The sequence below is a fragment of the Rouxiella silvae genome (genome assembly GCF_002093625.1).
GTDB lineage: Bacteria > Pseudomonadota > Gammaproteobacteria > Enterobacterales > Enterobacteriaceae > Rouxiella > Rouxiella silvae.
Map to the genome: position 1 here is coordinate 16,394 of NZ_MRWD01000042.1, position 16,442 is coordinate 32,835.

15 protein-coding genes are annotated in these 16,442 nt (G+C 51.7%); 6 read left to right on the plus strand and 9 right to left on the minus strand.

What is annotated here, in order from left to right; genetic code table 11:
* The first annotated feature begins 154 nt into the window (after positions 1-154).
* Positions 155-790, plus strand: a complete 636-nt coding sequence (locus tag BS639_RS16615) for a TetR/AcrR family transcriptional regulator (protein ID WP_084983672.1) — start codon at positions 155-157, stop codon at positions 788-790.
* A gap of 38 nt (positions 791-828) precedes the next feature.
* On the opposite strand, the gene BS639_RS16620 is transcribed toward BS639_RS16615, so the two are convergent.
* From BS639_RS16620 to BS639_RS16645, 6 genes are all read right to left on the minus strand, one after another.
* Entirely contained in the window at positions 829-1,977 is a 1,149-nt protein-coding gene (locus BS639_RS16620) for a pyridoxal phosphate-dependent aminotransferase (RefSeq protein WP_084983673.1), read from the minus strand.
* 206 nt (positions 1,978-2,183) lie between these two features.
* Positions 2,184-3,104 (minus strand): L,D-transpeptidase family protein, encoded by a 921-nt coding sequence (locus BS639_RS16625; RefSeq protein WP_055780489.1) that lies wholly within the window; start codon positions 3,102-3,104, stop codon positions 2,184-2,186.
* 318 nt (positions 3,105-3,422) lie between these two features.
* Positions 3,423-5,552 (minus strand): TonB-dependent siderophore receptor, encoded by a 2,130-nt coding sequence (locus tag BS639_RS16630; RefSeq protein ID WP_084983674.1) that lies wholly within the window; start codon positions 5,550-5,552, stop codon positions 3,423-3,425.
* A gap of 321 nt (positions 5,553-5,873) precedes the next feature.
* Positions 5,874-6,317 (minus strand): VOC family protein, encoded by a 444-nt coding sequence (locus BS639_RS16635; RefSeq protein WP_055780482.1) that lies wholly within the window; start codon positions 6,315-6,317, stop codon positions 5,874-5,876.
* Positions 6,318-6,457: 140 nt separating this feature from the next.
* A complete protein-coding gene (locus BS639_RS16640) occupies positions 6,458-6,979 on the minus strand; it encodes a chromate transporter (protein WP_055780478.1) in 522 nt (173 codons plus the stop codon).
* Positions 6,976-7,563 (minus strand): chromate transporter, encoded by a 588-nt coding sequence (locus tag BS639_RS16645; RefSeq protein WP_055780474.1) that lies wholly within the window; start codon positions 7,561-7,563, stop codon positions 6,976-6,978. Before BS639_RS16645 ends, BS639_RS16640 begins: the two co-directional genes overlap by 4 nt.
* A 113-nt stretch (positions 7,564-7,676) precedes the next feature.
* Between BS639_RS16645 and BS639_RS16650 the strand changes: the two genes are divergently transcribed.
* Positions 7,677-8,612, plus strand: a complete 936-nt coding sequence (locus tag BS639_RS16650) for a LysR family transcriptional regulator (protein ID WP_055780473.1) — start codon at positions 7,677-7,679, stop codon at positions 8,610-8,612.
* A gap of 3 nt (positions 8,613-8,615) precedes the next feature.
* Here BS639_RS16650 and BS639_RS16655 read toward each other — a convergent pair whose 3' ends face one another.
* Positions 8,616-8,978 (minus strand): ArsR/SmtB family transcription factor, encoded by a 363-nt coding sequence (locus BS639_RS16655; protein WP_055780468.1) that lies wholly within the window; start codon positions 8,976-8,978, stop codon positions 8,616-8,618.
* A 256-nt stretch (positions 8,979-9,234) separates the two neighbouring features.
* Between BS639_RS16655 and fusA the strand changes: the two genes are divergently transcribed.
* Positions 9,235-11,340 (plus strand): elongation factor G, encoded by a 2,106-nt coding sequence (gene fusA, locus BS639_RS16660; protein ID WP_055780465.1) that lies wholly within the window; start codon positions 9,235-9,237, stop codon positions 11,338-11,340.
* A gap of 61 nt (positions 11,341-11,401) precedes the next feature.
* Here fusA and BS639_RS16665 read toward each other — a convergent pair whose 3' ends face one another.
* Positions 11,402-11,863, minus strand: a complete 462-nt coding sequence (locus tag BS639_RS16665; protein WP_055780462.1) for a GNAT family N-acetyltransferase — start codon at positions 11,861-11,863, stop codon at positions 11,402-11,404.
* Positions 11,864-11,879: 16 nt separating this feature from the next.
* Entirely contained in the window at positions 11,880-12,911 is a 1,032-nt protein-coding gene (locus BS639_RS16670; RefSeq protein ID WP_206601163.1) for a glycosyltransferase family 9 protein, read from the minus strand.
* A gap of 145 nt (positions 12,912-13,056) precedes the next feature.
* Between BS639_RS16670 and BS639_RS16675 the strand changes: the two genes are divergently transcribed.
* From BS639_RS16675 to BS639_RS16685, 3 genes are all read left to right on the plus strand, one after another.
* A complete protein-coding gene (locus BS639_RS16675; protein WP_084983675.1) occupies positions 13,057-14,814 on the plus strand; it encodes an NEL-type E3 ubiquitin ligase domain-containing protein in 1,758 nt (585 codons plus the stop codon).
* Positions 14,815-14,902: 88 nt separating this feature from the next.
* Complete coding sequence (locus BS639_RS16680; protein ID WP_055780457.1) at positions 14,903-15,178, plus strand: metal/formaldehyde-sensitive transcriptional repressor; 276 nt, start codon at positions 14,903-14,905, stop codon at positions 15,176-15,178.
* Positions 15,179-15,233: 55 nt separating this feature from the next.
* Entirely contained in the window at positions 15,234-16,352 is a 1,119-nt protein-coding gene (locus BS639_RS16685) for an S-(hydroxymethyl)glutathione dehydrogenase/class III alcohol dehydrogenase (RefSeq protein ID WP_055780452.1), read from the plus strand.
* Positions 16,353-16,442 lie beyond the last annotated feature (90 nt).

Consider the following 16,442-nt stretch of genomic DNA (forward strand, 5'->3'; position numbering starts at 1 on the left):
CACACTACATCATTGAGTATAGACCAGAACCGCCTTATTACTTTTTCACCCACGTTGGCAGGACGCGATTCACTGGGTGAACGGCGGCGTATTATAGGGGGCAAGTGGGCTGGTGAGCTTATGTTAACAACATCCAACTGTCATGGGAGACGGGATGAGAACACTGTCGGAAGAACGTAGGAAATCAATTATTGATACGGCTACGGCGCTTTTTCAGGAGATGGGTTATGAACGCACCTCAATGAATGAGGTTGCCAAAAGAATGGGGGGATCAAAAGCCACGTTGTATAACTATTTTGCTTCGAAGGAAGAGTTGTTCGAAAAAGTGGTGAGAACCTACAGTACGCAGTTGCTGGCCGCCGCCGCGTCAGAGCTTTCCACTTACAGTGATCACACCACAACGCTTGAGCAAAAACTCCAGCGCTTTGGTGAGCGGATGCTCGAAATTTTAGTTACCGATGACAAGGCGATAAAAATTTACCGCTGCGTGATTGGTGAGGCGGGGCACTCTAATATTGGTGAGCTGTTTCTTGCCTCTGGCACTCAGGAAAGCATGGATAAGTTGGCCGAGTTGATGTGGGTTGCCATGGAGAATGGTGAGCTGGCAGCGGGAGATGCGGTGCTCAGGGCGACACAGTTTACCTCGCTGATGAGAGCAGAAGTTGACATTGTGCTCTATCAGCGTGTCCCGGTGCTGTTTAAACCCGATCAGATTACATTGATGGTTAAACGTGGCGTGCAGATTTTTTTATACGGCGCATCGGCAATTAAAATGCAGAAAGATCCCTAACGGTTATTGACCTTCTGCATTGAACATCTTCCCCAGTTTTAGCCGTTGTGCGGTGCGGGTAGCCTTTTTATTGCTTCTAGCAGGGGGGCTGTTTTACCCGCTGCACAAAGGCGGATCCACCCTTCGCCTGCCGGGCCAAAAGCGACGCCGGGCGCGACCGCCACACGCTGAGTCAGTAAAAAGTGTTCTGCCCACGCAGCCACATCACCCTCGCTGACGTGTGAAACGTCAATCCAGATATAAAATGCGCCCTGCGGACGTTGATAGTTAAAACCCCGATGGTCGAGCACCGCACAGGCGGCTTCAATGTTGCTGCCATAGTGCGCGCGGGCCTCGTGAACGCACGATTGAGGGCCTTCAAGGGCGGCGAGTACCGCGAGTTGCGCCGGGGAATTGACGCAGCTAACGGTAGCTTCCTGCGCGGCTCGGAAGGTTGATGCCACGCCCGGCGGTGTCACCAGATATCCCACGCGACCGCCGGTCAAACCATAAGTTTTTGACACTGAATAAACGCTAAATACCCGACCTTCGGTATCGAGCGACGCGACGCTGGTAAACGCATGCGAAAAGGTGAAGTACTCGTAAACTTCATCACTTATCACCCACAAATCGTGTTTGGCGGCAAAATGCAGCAGTTCGGTCAATTTTTCAGCACTGTAAACCACGCCAAGTGGATTAGATGGGCTGTTAATCAGTAACACTTTGGTACGTGAGGTAACGCTTTGCTCAAGATTGGACAGCGAAGGCTGAAACTCATCTTCTGCTTTTAAATGATAAGGCACCGGCACCGCGCCAAGCAGTGTCGGGATCATCGAAAAAGTGGCATAGCCCGGGTCAGGTATTAGGATCTCGTCACCGGCGGTGAGGGTTAATGACATTGCCATGTGCAGCGCCTGTGAGCCGCCTGCGGTGACGTGGATTTGATCATCGTCAACCCGATAGTGATTATCACGCTCGAGCTTGGTGGCAATCGCTGAGCGAAGTAGGGCCATTCCGCTGTTGGGGGTGTAATTCGTGACGTCGGCATTCCAAGCGCTGGCACCGGCATCAAGAATGTGTCGGGCGACGGGCCTTTCTGGCTCACCAATGCTCAGTTGAATGACATCGTCGAGGGCTGAGGCCAACTCGTAAATGCGGCGAATTCCCGATGCAGGGATGGCCAGTGCGTTGGCAGAAATGTGCGGCATAAAATCTCCAGATGGGCGGTAGGCAGGTCAGTCTGACGACGAGCAAGTCAGCTATAAGTTTTACTGAAGATTAAAAAATAAGTAAAGCCGTGCGGGCATAGGCAATCGTTATGCGGGGGTAGCAGGGGCGGTGGTGAGCAAATAGACAAGGGATGCGCAAAAAAAAGCCCCCGCGCAGGCGGAGGCTAGCGTTTACAAGCTAACAGTTAGTTAACCTGAGTCGGCATACCGGAGCGCAGAGCAATGGCTTTATCAAGCACCTGCTGGTTAACGCTTGGGTTTGCCATCACAGTGGCGTTGGTGCCGGAAAGGCTGATTGGCAGCGGCTGCTGTGAGTCGAACTCTTCCTGATTAGCTGACAGTGGGTTATGCACTTCAATATAACGCGCACCGTTGGCCAGCACGGCAGTTTTCACCGGCTCATTGATAAACTGCACGCGGGTGCCGACTGGCACGTTCTCGAACAGCCACTTGATGTCGGCGTCACGCAAACGCACACAGCCGTGACTCACGCGCAGGCCAATACCAAAGTTGGCATTGGTGCCGTGAACAGCGTACAGGCGACCGACATAGAGCGCATACAGGCCCATTGGGTTATCTGGGCCAGCCGGGAAGGTTGCGGGCAACCATTGACCCTGCGCCGCATATTCTTCATGCATTTTGGCCGTAGGTGTCCAAGTAGGACCGGCTTTTTTATGCTGTACCGTGGTCACCCAGTTCAGCGGGGTATCTTTACCCAGTTCACCGATACCAATTGGCAATACCACTACGGTGTTCGTGCCCTTCGGATAGTAGTAAACGCGCATTTCTGCACTGTTGATGACCAGACCTTCGTGTGGAGTATCTGGCAGGATCAACTGTTGAGGAATAGTCAGTACGGTGCCAGACGTTGGCAGGTAAGTGTCTACGCCCGGGTTAGCTTCCAGCATGTTTGCCAGACCCATTTGATACTGTGCAGCGAAATGCTCCAACGGCAGTTTGTTATTTTGTGGAACGACAACGGTGATGTTTTCACCAACTAAACGGCCATTGTTTGCTGGCAGTGGATAGACAACTGCAGAAGCAGCCTGGCTATACGCAGCAACAGCTAAAACCAAAGTAAAGATCGCGCGAATGCTCATTTTCATATTTTCTAAGGTTATTCTTGCCACACAGGCACTGGTTTATGGGATTTTACCCGGAATGCAGCATCCGGATTGACCCTTATATTGTATGTACACAGGCGCTTGAGAGTGAATCAAGATGTGTAACCAATCACTTTTCAGGGATGCTAATTATAAAGAAATATTTCAAACAGGCCAAAACTTTCTCAAAAATCTAACAAACGATGGCTTGTTTTGATTTTTTTGCTTTCGTAAAGCGTCAATCGATGGCGAGTGGTTGGACTAAAGAGAGAGCTGCGCACGAAAAGTCCGTACGCAGCGAGGGCGGGTTAAACGTTAAGCTTAGAAGTCATAGCCAACCGTTGCGACGACGGTGCGCTCTTGGCCCCAGTAGCAATAGCTGGTGCCGTAGCAGGCTGCCACGTACTTCTTATCGGTCAGATTGTTGACGTTAAGCTGAACGTAAGCGCCTTTCAGGGAGGGCGCAAAGCTTGCAAGATTCATTTTCACCGAGGCGTCAAACAGCGTGGTTGAGGCAATGCGTTGGGTATTGGCGTTATCGGCCCACTGCTTGCCGATGTAGCGCGCACCGCCGCCGACGTTGATGCCGAGACCTGCATCATATTGCGCCCACAGCGAGGCCATTTGGTTTGGCGTGACGTATGGCGTATTGCCGCTGGTACCGTCAATCGCGTCTTCGTATCTCACGCGGTTGTAGGTATAACCGGCAATGATGTTAAGACGGTCGGTCACTTTACTGCGCGCTTCAAGCTCGATGCCCTGTGAATGCACTTTGCCCGCGGGGTCGAAATAGCTGCCGATAACGACGCGGTTGCCGACGTCTTTTTGCGTCAGGTCATACAGCGCGACGCTGTACATATTGCTGCTGCCCACCGGCTGGTATTTTAAACCTGCCTCGTACTGCTCGCTGGTCATCGGTTTAAGCAGCGTGCCGTTCTGGCCTGATAGGGCAGAAGGGGTCATCGCCTGACTGTAGCTGACGTAAGGCGAAATGCCGTTGTCAAAGGCATACAGCAGGGAGGCACGGCTGCTGAAGTGTTTGTCGCTGCGCTCGCTGTCGGTTTCTACGCCGTAAATACTTTCGTACTGAGTATTTTTGGTTTTCAGCGTGTCATAGCGACCAGACAGCGTCATGTGCCACTTGTCGTACACCATATCATCTTGCAAATACACGCCAGACTGTTGATAGCGACGTTTACCGTGTGTTGAGCTGTAAAGGTCAACGGCGTTACCGCCCGAGACGCCGGTGTAAGGGTCAAGCGTGGTGGCATAACCCCCCTGCGCATCCAGCGTATTGGTGTAATGCTGGAAATCAAAGCCCAATACCACTTTATGCTGTAGCGCTGCGGTGGCGAAATCAGCTTCGAGCTGGTTATCAATCGCGAACGAATCAAGCGAAGACTGCTCGCCGGAATAGTAGCGGTTTAACAGCGTACGGTCGGCATTCCAGCCGCCCTGATACACCTGTTGCAGCGAGGTGTTTGAGTGGGTGTAGTTGGCGTTTTGGCGGAAAGACCAAGTGTTATTGAAGCTGTGCTGGAACTCATAGCTGTATATCTGTTCCCAACGTTTGAATTCGTTACGCGAGCTTTCGCCGTCAAAGAATCCGCGGCCAAGTTTGTCGCCACGGCTGGAGTAGATGCTGCCGTCGCCCGGCACCGCCGCGTGATAGCCGCCTGAGGGGTCTTTCTGCAAATAGGCGCGCAGCAGCAGCGAGGTATTTTCATTCGGCTGCCACAGCAACTGTGGCGAAAGTGCATAGCGCTCTTCGCGCTGGTGGTCGTACTGTGTGTCGCTGGTGCGGGTCAGACCGGTCAGGCGGAACGCCCACTGATCGTTAATTGCGCCCGTATAGTCAAACGCGCCGCCTTTAGTATTGAAGTTGCCGCCGGACAAACGCACGTGGCCTTCACTAGCAAACTGTGGGCGTTTGCTGGTTTCCATCACCAGTCCGCCTGGGATGCTTTGCCCGTAAAGTGCGGAGGAAGGACCTTTAATGACGTCGATGCGCTCAAGGAACCAAGGGTCAACTTGGACGATATTGTAGCTTCCGCCGTCGGAGGCCATGCGCAAGCCGTCGAGGAACACGTTATCGACATCACCGCCGTGGAAACCGCGCAGTGAAACCGTGTCGTAGCGCGTGGCGCCGCCGGCAAAGTTGGTGAACACGCCCGGCGTGTAGTTCAGCGCAGAGTTAACTGTGGTTGCATTCTGGTCGTCCATTTGCTGGCGAGTGACCACCGAAACAGACTGCCCGGTAGTAATCAGCGGAGCATCGGTCTTGGTCGCCGCCTTGCTGGTTTTGGCAGTGTAACCCTGAGTTGGTGCATCGGCGTTATCAGAAGGTGACGCTGTGACCACGACAGTATCATCGGCGAAGGCGGCCAAAGGAGAAAAAATGGCCAACGCGCACAGGACGGTGAGGCGCTTGAATGGAAAAGCAAACAACATGATTCATATTCCCTATAAAAATTGTTTTCTCAAACAGTCAATAAAGTACGTTGCGATCAAAACAGGAGGTTCAGCGCCTATGTCAGGATTCTTACGCCAAAACGCAAGCATGGTAAACGAAATGATAAGTAGTATCATTATTATTTAATATAATTAGTGACATTTCCCAACATTTATTGACAGCTAAGGTCTTTGGCAATCCTGATTTATTGAAGGAGGGTGGTTTTTTTCATAAGACATTACACGACAAATTTCTGTCGCGTTTTGCTAAGAGGGGAAGACAAAAAAACGCGGTAATAGGAGGGGGTATCGCGCGATATTTTAGCCGAGTGTGGACTGCCGTGCGGCAATGATTTCCATGCCAATCTGCTGACCGTAGGAGAGTTCCAGCGTGTTGCCGTCTGGATCGGTGAAGAATGCCCAGTAGCCTACCGGTGGCAGTGATTGCTGTGCTTTTCGGCGCAGAACGCCTTCCTGTTCAGCAAGTTTTACCTTAGCGTCAATTTCTTCGCGGCTACTGCAGGCGATGCCAAGATGGCCAAAGGGACCCAACGGGGTGTCGACGGTGGTTTGTGACTGCACCAGCACCAGTGCGAAAGGACGGGTTAAATCTGACAGCCAGGCCACCTTTTGTGCCTCGGCTATGCCGGGCTCACGCTGATGGATAATCTGCATTGCCGCATAGCGCTGATAAAATTCGATGCTTTTTTTGAGGTCTTTAACCTGTAATGCAATATGGCTGAATCCGACATCGTTCACTGACATACGCCTGCTCCTTGTTAACGCTCAACTGCCTGTAATTGGGATAAAGTTTTGAGATTGGGACGGGGTCAACCGACAAGAGCTTCATCCCTGAGGCTACCTGTCGATTGTCGCAACGCGGTTTTACTGGATTAAGAAACGCTTTAGGCCAGCACCAGTCCGAGTACGGCGCCAAGCGCCAATACCCAAAGTGGATGAATTTTCTTGTTCATCGCCAGCAGCGTACACAGGGCGATAACAGCGGCAAGCATGACGCTGGTGGCCGAAGCCTTAGCGATTAACAGGCCGCTGGATATAACCAACCCCACGGTAACCGGCACCAGTCCACTTTGGACTATGCGACGCCAGGGTTTATCTTTGTAGCGTTTCCAGCCGCCCATTACGATAAGCGTGATAATCGACGATGGACCAAATTTTGCCAAGGATGACACCAGCAAGCCGGCCCATCCGGCAACCTGCCACCCTACCAGCGGCACAATCATCATGTTCGGACCAGGTGCAGACTGCGCCAGCGCAAAAAGGGCGCTGAATTCTTGGGCACTCATCCAGTGGTGATTCTGCACCACTTCACGCTGCATCTCAGGCAGAATCGTGTTACCGCCGCCAAATGCCATCACTGAAAGCTGGGTAAACAGCAGCGCCAAGGTAATGAGGATGCCGGTCATTTTTGACTTCTCCAGAACAGCAGAATGCTAATGGGGGCCAGAACCAGCATCACCGAGAGCATCGGTAAACGCAGTACGGCGATGGCGATAACCCCGAGCGTCACAATAGCCAGCTGCAACCATTTTCCTCTAAGCGGCAACAGCATCTTGATGCCTGTAGAGAGCAGCAGGCCTGCCGCGCCGGCGGCGAGACCAGCAAACAGATGTTCAACCACCACGTCATTTTGATAGCGGGCATAAACCAGTCCGAGACCGACAACGATGGCGGTGGGGGCGCAAATAAGTCCAAGGATCGCCGCCAATGCCCCCTTAAGACCTTGAAATTCATTACCTAGCGCGACTGACAGGTTAATGATGTTGCCACCGGGTAAAAATTGGCACAGGCCCAGCAACTCAGTAAACTCGTCGCCGCTTAACCAGTTTTTCTTCTCCACGATCATTCGCCGCGCCATCGGCAATACGCCGCCAAATCCGGTTAACCCCAACATAAAAAAACCAATGAAAAGTTCGCGACAGTTCGGCGTGATGCCTGAATGAGCGGGTAGATTTTCGTGGCTGACATTGCTATTCAAAGGTGCTGACATGAATACGCTCGGTTATAAAAATAGTTAATTGAGGTATGCTTTTTAAGTATGATGCCAGTTGATATGTCAGTATGTCTAATTCATTTAAAGAACATAAAGGATACCTTTAAGGTATGGCAGATATTGAACTGAGGCGGTTACGCGCGTTTGTAACTGTGGTTGAAGAAGGCAATATTACTCGTGCGGCACAACGTCTGTACATTCAACAGCCGCCACTGACCCGACTATTGCAGAGCCTTGAGGAGGAGTTTGGCGTTAAGCTACTTGAGCGCTTACCGCGTGGGGTAGAGCCGACAGAGATAGGTAAGATACTATTTCAAGAAGCGAAATTACTGCTCCAGCGTGCCGAAAATCTCAATGCCACCCTGCAGCGAGCGTCCGAGGGCAAGCAGGGTAATATTCGTATCGGATTCACCAGTTCGGCCGCTCTGCATGCGTTTGTGCCCAATGTGCTGCGCCGCTATCGCGAGGTGTATCCGCTGGTGACCGCACAGCTTGAAGAGTCTGGTAGTACAGAACTTTTGCAGGCGCTGGTCAACAGAACCCTGGACGTGGCGTTTGTACGCACACCGGTGCTGGGCATGCCTGAGCTGAAAATTGAGCGAATTTTACAGGAGCCGATGATGGTTGCGCTGCCGGTTGGGCATCCACTGGCTCAGGATACAGGCGGTCCTATAGCGCTAAATAGTCTCAATAATGAAGGGTTTATTTTATACCGACGCCCGGCGGGCCAGGGGCTTTACGATGCAATTCTGGCGGCTTGTTATCGGGCGGGATTCAGTCCGCGCATTATTCAGGAGGCACCGCGTTTAACCTCGTGCCTGAGCCTGGTCGGTGCAGGGCTCGGCGTCTCAATCGTGCCCGCCTGTATGGTCAGATTAGGGGGTGACGGCGTGGTGTATTTACCGCTGTCAAACGCCGCCGAACTGCACGCGCCGCTCTACTTGGCGCAGCGTAAAGAGGTGGCGCAGCGCAAAGATCAACAAAGTTCGGCGATGATCAATACGTTCTGCGCGCTGGTGAAAAGTCAGCTTGATGAGGCGAAATAGCGTTTATTTTTCTTGCGCGTTGTTTTCAGGCAGATGGCGAGCGGTGGACTCCAGCGTAATGCTGTCGTTTTCGACCGCGTGCAGCAGGGAGTCGAGCAGGCCAGGAAAACGTGCGTCCAGATCTTCGCGACGCAGCGACAGTAGATTGGCGCGCCCGTCCGGCCGCTGCCAGATAACCCCACTCTCACGCAGCACCCGCCAATGGTGAGTCAGCGTTGACTTGGACAACCCTTGCAGTAGGGTACCGCAAGGGTGTTCACCGCCATTGGCCAGCCTTTGCACCACCGCCAACCTCAAGGGATTTCCCAACGCAGTCAAAACATTTTCTAAGCGGATCTGCTCACGTTCCGGATGGTTGGCAATCATAGTTTTCCTGTTCGATACTCAATAGATCTTGATAAAAGGCGCATGGTCGCCCTTTTTGAAACCGGATCATAGCCCACACACTCTTTGCGATGCAACGGCCAGGCTTAAGCCTAGAGCGATAACACTGATAGCAAATAACTATTGTTCGTATATACTCGTACAATTGTAGTATGTTTGCGTTCTATCAATACATAGACACGTCGACGGGAAACAGTTCCCGCCTTAACCATTAGCCATCCTCTACTAAGGACATTATATGGCTCGCAAAACTCCTATTGAGCGCTACCGCAATATTGGTATCTCAGCACACATCGACGCCGGTAAAACGACCACCACCGAGCGCATCCTGTTCTACACCGGCATGAACCATAAATTGGGTGAAGTGCATGACGGTGGAGCAACAACGGACTGGATGGCGCAGGAGCAAGAGCGTGGCATTACGATTACCTCAGCGGCGGTAACCTGTTTTTGGCAGGGGATGGACCACGGGTTCGACGAGCATCGTATCAATATAATCGACACGCCTGGGCACGTTGACTTCACCATTGAGGTGGAGCGCTCGATGCGCGTCCTCGACGGTGCGGTAATGGTGTACGACTCGGTAGGCGGCGTGCAGCCGCAGTCGGAAACCGTGTGGCGTCAGGCCAATAAATACAAGGTTCCTCGTCTGGCCTTCGTTAATAAAATGGATCGTCAGGGCGCCGATTTTTTCCGCGTACGGCAGATGATGGTCGACAGGTTGAAGGCGAATCCGGTGCCGATAGTTATCCCTATCGGCAGCGAAGAGCATTTTTCTGGCGTGGTTGACTTGCGTAAAATGCGTGCCATTTATTGGGACGACGCCACGCAGGGCATGACGTTCAACTATGCGCCTATACCGGCCGAGCTGCTGATTAGCGCCGAACAGTGGCGAGAGAAAATGGTTGCGTCCGCGGCCGAAGCGTCCGACGAGTTGATGACTAAATATCTCGAAGAGGGGGATTTAAGTGAGGATGAAATCACCTTCGGCCTGCGTAAGCGCACCATCGCCGGTGAAATTCAGCCGATGCTGTGTGGCAGCGCGTTTAAAAACAAAGGCGTTCAGCGCATGCTGGATGCAGTCGTCGAGCTGATGCCTTCACCGCTGGACATTCCACCTGTGGTGGGCAGTGATGAAGACGGTAATGAAATTCATCGTCAGGCGGACGATGGCGAAAAGTTCTCGGCGTTGGCGTTCAAGCTGATGACCGACCCGTACGTCGGCCAACTGACTTTCGTGCGCGTCTATTCTGGCGTGTTGTCCAAGGGGGACAGCGTCTACAACCCAATTCGCGGCAAGAAAGAGCGCATTGGCCGTATCGTGCAGATGCACGCTAACGTACGCCACGAGGTAGACGAAATACGCGCCGGTGATATTGCCGCCTGCGTGGGGCTGAAGGACGTTACCACCGGTGAAACGCTCTGTGACCCAACTGCACTGATAACGCTGGTTAAAATGGAGTTTCCTGAGCCGGTTATTTCCCAGGCAATTGAGCCAAAAACCAAGGCCGATCAGGAAAAAATGGGCATTGCACTTCAGCGCTTAGCCTCGGAGGATCCGTCGTTTCGCATTCGTACCGACGAAGAATCAGGGCAGACGATCATTTCCGGCATGGGTGAGCTTCATCTTGAGATAATCGTTGACCGCATGAAGCGCGAGTTCGGCGTTGAGGCCAATATCGGCAAGCCGCAGGTGACTTATCGTGAAACCGTGCGTAAGAAAGTGGAAGACGTTGATGGCAAATTTGTTCGCCAATCTGGGGGCAAAGGGCAGTACGGCCACGTGGTGTTTACACTCGAGCCTCAGGAGTCCGGTAAAGGCTTTGCGTTTGTCGATGCCACCAAAGGCGGCGTGGTGCCGCGTGAGTTCATCCCTGCGGTAGAAAAGGGCGTCGTTGAGGCGTTGAGCAACGGCATTTTGGCCGGATATCCGGTGGTGGATGTCAAAGTGACACTGACCTTTGGTTCCTATCACGAGGTGGATTCGTCGGAAATGGCCTTCAGAATGGCGGCAATCTTTGGTTTCAAAGAGGCGGCCAGACAGGCCAGCCCGGTGATCCTTGAGCCAATGATGCACGTAGAGGTCGAAACACCCGAAGACTACGCCGGTAGCGTGATGGGAGACCTCTCTTCACGGCGCGGAACGGTGCAGGGCATGGAGGAGATCCTCGGCGGCGGCGGTAAGCTTATTAAAGCCGAAGTTCCACTCTCAGAGATGTTTGGTTATTCCACCGTGCTTCGTTCAATGTCGCAGGGCAGAGCAACCTACACTATGGAGTTTCACCACTATGCCGAAGCGCCGCGCAACGTGGCGGATGACATCATTACTTCACGGTCCAGATAATCATTAAGTGTAAAAAAGGCCAGTCCGCGAGGGCTGGCCTTATATTTACAGGGTGATAGGGTTAAAAGCACTCACCCTGCTGATAAATATCGGGTCGATTAATTTGCCAGACGAAGTTTTCAGCGTTTACTGCCGAATAACCGACTTTTTCATACAGTCCGGCGGCAGTGGAGGTCACCAGCATAATACGTCGGAGCTGTATCAGCGTCGGGTGCTCCAGGCACGCCGACATCATCCATCGCGCCAGTCCCTTTCCCTGATACTCTTCAATCACAAAGACGTCACATAAATAGCCGAATGTTGCAAAGTCGGTTACCAGCCGAGCAAAGCCGATCTGCTTACCCAGATGATAAAGGCCAAAGCACAGGCTGTGATCAATCGCCGTATTAACCACCTCGCTTTTGATGCCCTTTGCCCAGGTCGAACGGGTTAAAAAGGCGTGAATAAACGGTCGATCGAGTGTCGACTTATCGGAGGTAAGGGCGTAATCGCCGTGCTGCCATAGGGTCGTCGTGTATTCCAATCCGTCTTCCTTTTATTCAGGGAGTTAAGTTGCCGTTTATTACCCGCTGATACGCTAATTTTACTAACTCGATGTGTGAAGCCTGTGCGCTGCTGTGCAGATGCGCAAGCTCAGGCACGGCGACGAAAACAGGCTGACAGCGCGGATAATCTCGTATCCGCAGCTCGGGCTCGATAGAGGTAAAATAGGCCTGCGTCGGAATATCAAAACCCGCTGCGGCATGTACCGCCGCCGAATCACAGGTCAGCATCGCCGAGGCATGTTTGATCCACGCCAGAAAATGGCCCGTATCAGGCGAAAGATTTCTGATATCAATATATTGCGCGTGGTTCACATCGCCAAATCCCAATACTGGTAGCGCGTACTGCTGCCACAGTTTTTCGATCACATGCGCGTGGACTTCGGCGGGAATAGTGCGGATTGGCGTGCTTGCCTGTGGGCAAAACAGCACATAGTCTCTGTTATTCCATGGGGACGGTAGGCAAGGCAATGCCAACTCCTGTAGCCAAGTATTGCGTTTCCATTCATCGGGGATTTCTTTGGGATCCACGCCTAGCGCAGTAAGAAAAAAATCAATCATCGGCAGCGTCGAAAAGTCGGGCCAGAACACGTGATTGCCAATATCAATGCGCACATCCCGCGCGTCAATCGCCTGCAATGAGAAAGGTAGAGGTCGACATTGAGTCACAATGCTGTCGGCAAGTCGATACAGTTGTTCAACGTAGTCAGGGGCTTTAGCAGGGCGGTAAAGGGTGGTAGCAAGCTGAGGATTCAAATACCGCAGTGCCCTAATGGCCGTTAGGCCGATAATCGAATCCCCAAGCGATACTCCCATTCCATTGATAATATGCAGCCTGTGTTGTGACGCATAGTCCACGCTAAAAGGCCACTGTGAAGCGTTGGCCACGCCTATCTCTGGCGACATGGCGTAGTAATTGCCCCTAATTTCCGCATCCTGTTCGAGACTGTAAGAGTCAAAAATCATGCCCTCCGCGTCAAGCAGGCTGCCGCGGTGGAAAAGAATATCGTTGTTGGCAAGTTTCATCATTACCCAATAAATCAGCTTAGGCTCCGCGAAGTAAGCTCAAAAGCTTGTAAAATTAAGCGGAATTTGAAATTAACCGTATCAAACCTCACGCATACTGCCCTATTCATAATCTATAAATCCTTATCAGGGCAACAATTTTAATCCTATGATCGCACCCAATGTTTATTCGAATTTACTCTCGGTCGCACTCAATTCGCCCTCATCTTCTCGGTCTCAGATAAATGCAGTGACGGGGCAGGAGAAAAGTCATGCCGATTATTTTTCAATTTGGGATGACTGGCAGAAAAAATCCAAAGAAGGGGCTGGCGAGCAGCGTGATGTTTGTGTGGCAAGAATGAAAGATTGTCTTCAAAGAAATACCGTTGAGTTGGAGATAAATGGGCTGGGGTTGACTGAGCTGCCGCCGGAACTGCCCCCCAATATCACTTTGCTTAACGCTATGGGCAACCGAGTCACGACGTTACCCGCAGTATGGCCCGCGGGAATAACTCGATTAGACGTAAGCTATAATCAGCTGACAGTGCTTTCGGCGCTGCCTGAGAAATTACGTAATTTGGATGCCTGTTTTAACCAGATTAATCACTTATCAGCGCTGTTACCGCACAAAATAATCATGCTCGACTTAAGTAACAATAATCTGGACGCGTTGCCTGAAACGTTACCGCCGTTTTTGAGAACGCTGTACGTCAATGACAATATTATCCGTGACTTACCGGCTCACATCCCAATAACATTGAGACGTATTAACGCGAGTGAAAACCGTATCGTGGCACTGAAGGAGAACTATCCCCCGAGGTTAAGAATTTTAAACTTAAACGGCAACCTAATCTCCACACTCCCTGATAACATAAACTCATTGCCACGCCACTGCTCGATAAACCTCAATAACAACCCGCTAACCTATACGAGCTGCTTACGGCTGGAGTCGCTGGTACAGCAGCCGAGCCACCGTTCAGCCATCATCATATTCACGTCGCCCTATCTGCCCATTCTTATGGGGCAAGAATCGCTGTTTGCAGAAGTCTCAGAATGGCTGCCGGAGGAGGGCAGGCGCCAAGTGGAGCCGAACTGGAACGCCATTGAGCTTGAGGAGAACGCGCACGCATTTAAAATATTTTTGCGGCGATTAGGCAAAACTGAGAGCGTCAGGAAGGTGTCATCGTTTAAGCATCGAGTTGCAAGTTGGTTAGGAACCCTTGCATTGGATCCTGACCTGCGCAGAATGACGTTTTTGATAGCGAAAGGGGCGACCGAAAGCTGTGAAGATCGCGTGGCCTTGGCCTTCAATGATATGCAGAAAGCGCTCATCGTGAATCAGGTTGAAGGCGGTAAATATGACAACCGGTTGTCTGAATTAATTTTGCTAGGCCGAAAAATGTTTCGTCTTGAACAGCTCGAAATCATCGCGCAGGAAAAATTGGTCTCGTTGGCAAAAAAGAGTGACGTATTCATTGATGAAATTGACATTTACCTGGCCTATCAGGTGAAGCTGCGAACCTCTCTTCAACTGACCTCATTCACCGATGAAATGATGTCTTTTGATGTGGCGAATATTACCTGTCTGGAACTTCTGTCAGCCTACGATCGCGTTATTAGAGCCGAGAATAACAACTTTCCACTGTGGTTCTCACAGTGGTCGGCATGGATATGTGCGATACAACGCATTGATAAACCTAGCTATGAACGCGCTGTTGAACATAAGTATCAGGCACTAGAGACGATAACCCCTGAGAAATTGAACGAAGAACTGAAGCCACTTGGTCTGGAAAACGACCCAGATGCAGTGCGTGAGCAAGGAAAAAAAATCGCCGATGATTTCATCTCCGAGATTGATATGGCATTAACTCGAAAAGTGTTAGCGGCCAGCAATGCATTACAGTGGTTGAATACAAAGCGGGATTAATAGTTCGCTTGAATTTAGCTACACTTGTTGTTGCCAGTTATCAACAACAAATATACTATACCCCCCTATAGTATAAGAGACATCGCGAATGCCTAATTCAGCAGAAGATAAAAAAAAGGTTTTAACGCGTATCCGACGCATTGGCGGACAGGTAGAGGCTCTGGAACGCGCATTGAACAGCGACGTACCTTGTGTGGCTATGCTGCAACAAATTGCCGCCATTCGTGGTGCTGCAAACGGTCTATTAGCTGAAATGATAGAGATCCACCTCAAGGATGCCCTCTTGACCGGTGAACCCACGCTTGACCAAAGAACGCAGTGTACCGATGAAATCTCAGGTCTTATCCGCTCTTACTTAAAATAACCCGTCTCGCCAATTGGCAGAGAAGCTATTCGTTATCAATCGATTAGGAAGCATTATGAAATCACGTGCAGCCGTAGCATTTGGTCCCGGCAAACCTCTTGAAATTGTCGAAATTGACGTTGCGCCACCCAAAAAAGGGGAAGTGCTGGTAAAAATCACCCACACCGGCGTTTGCCATACCGATGCATTCACGCTGTCTGGCGATGACCCTGAAGGCGTATTCCCGGCGGTATTAGGCCATGAAGGCGGCGGTATTGTGGTGGAAGTGGGCGAAGGCGTCACTACGCTTCAGGCCGGCGACCATGTGATCCCGCTTTACACCGCCGAGTGCGGTGAATGCAAATTCTGTAAATCGGGTAAAACTAATCTGTGTCAGGCAGTGCGCGCCACCCAAGGTAAGGGATTAATGCCGGACGGCACCACACGTTTCTCCTATCAGGGCCAGCCGATTTATCATTATATGGGCACCAGCACCTTCAGCGAATATACCGTGGTGGCAGAGATTTCTCTGGCCAAGGTTAATCCCGCAGCGCCGTTGGAGAAAGTCTGCCTGCTGGGCTGCGGCGTGACCACCGGTATTGGTGCGGTGCACAACACGGCAAAAGTGAAAGAGGGTGACAATGTTGCCATCTTCGGACTGGGCGGGATTGGTCTTGCGGCAATTCAGGGCGCGGTGCAGGCCAAGGCAGGGCGTATTATCGCCATCGACACCAATCCCGGCAAGTTTGAGCTGGCACGCGAAATGGGGGCAACTGACTGCATTAACCCTAATGATTTCGACAAACCTATCCAGGACGTTATTGTAGAAATGACTGACGGCGGCGTGGAATTCAGCTTTGAGTGCATCGGCAACGTGAACGTGATGCGCGCTGCGTTAGAGTGCTGTCATAAAGGCTGGGGTGAAAGTGTAATTATCGGTGTGGCAGGAGCAGGTCAGGAAATTAAAACCCGTCCATTCCAGCTAGTCACAGGGCGCGTATGGCGCGGTTCTGCATTCGGCGGCGTTAAAGGCCGCTCGCAGTTGCCGGGGATGGTAGAAGATGCGATGGCGGGAAGAATCAAACTCGACCCGTTCATTACCCACAAGCTGCCGCTTGAAAGCATAAACGAAGCGTTTGACCTGATGCACGAGGGTAAATCCATTCGCACCGTCATTCATTTCGGCGACAAATAAAATCTCCTGCGTTCTTGACGTTGCAGCGGTGGGTACCTTGGGTGTTTGCTGCAACGTCAATGCCTTTGGACAGTCGCCCACGGGCTAGCG

Bases quoted from the DNA above. Each gene is read 5' to 3' on its own strand.
- BS639_RS16630 (WP_084983674.1), bottom strand. From the start codon at position 5,552: ATGTTGTTTGCTTTTCCATTCAAGCGCCTCACCGTCCTGTGCGCGTTG.
- BS639_RS16635 (WP_055780482.1), bottom strand. From the start codon at position 6,317: ATGTCAGTGAACGATGTCGGATTCAGCCATATTGCATTACAGGTTAAA.
- BS639_RS16650 (WP_055780473.1), top strand. From the start codon at position 7,677: ATGGCAGATATTGAACTGAGGCGGTTACGCGCGTTTGTAACTGTGGTT.
- BS639_RS16680 (WP_055780457.1), top strand. From the start codon at position 14,903: ATGCCTAATTCAGCAGAAGATAAAAAAAAGGTTTTAACGCGTATCCGA.
- BS639_RS16620 (WP_084983673.1), bottom strand. From the start codon at position 1,977: ATGCCGCACATTTCTGCCAACGCACTGGCCATCCCTGCATCGGGAATT.
- BS639_RS16670 (WP_206601163.1), bottom strand. From the start codon at position 12,911: ATGATGAAACTTGCCAACAACGATATTCTTTTCCACCGCGGCAGCCTG.
- BS639_RS16655 (WP_055780468.1), bottom strand. From the start codon at position 8,978: ATGATTGCCAACCATCCGGAACGTGAGCAGATCCGCTTAGAAAATGTT.
- BS639_RS16640 (WP_055780478.1), bottom strand. From the start codon at position 6,979: ATGACCGGCATCCTCATTACCTTGGCGCTGCTGTTTACCCAGCTTTCA.
- BS639_RS16685 (WP_055780452.1), top strand. From the start codon at position 15,234: ATGAAATCACGTGCAGCCGTAGCATTTGGTCCCGGCAAACCTCTTGAA.
- BS639_RS16625 (WP_055780489.1), bottom strand. From the start codon at position 3,104: ATGAAAATGAGCATTCGCGCGATCTTTACTTTGGTTTTAGCTGTTGCT.
- BS639_RS16675 (WP_084983675.1), top strand. From the start codon at position 13,057: ATGATCGCACCCAATGTTTATTCGAATTTACTCTCGGTCGCACTCAAT.
- fusA (WP_055780465.1), top strand. From the start codon at position 9,235: ATGGCTCGCAAAACTCCTATTGAGCGCTACCGCAATATTGGTATCTCA.
- BS639_RS16645 (WP_055780474.1), bottom strand. From the start codon at position 7,563: ATGTCAGCACCTTTGAATAGCAATGTCAGCCACGAAAATCTACCCGCT.
- BS639_RS16615 (WP_084983672.1), top strand. From the start codon at position 155: ATGAGAACACTGTCGGAAGAACGTAGGAAATCAATTATTGATACGGCT.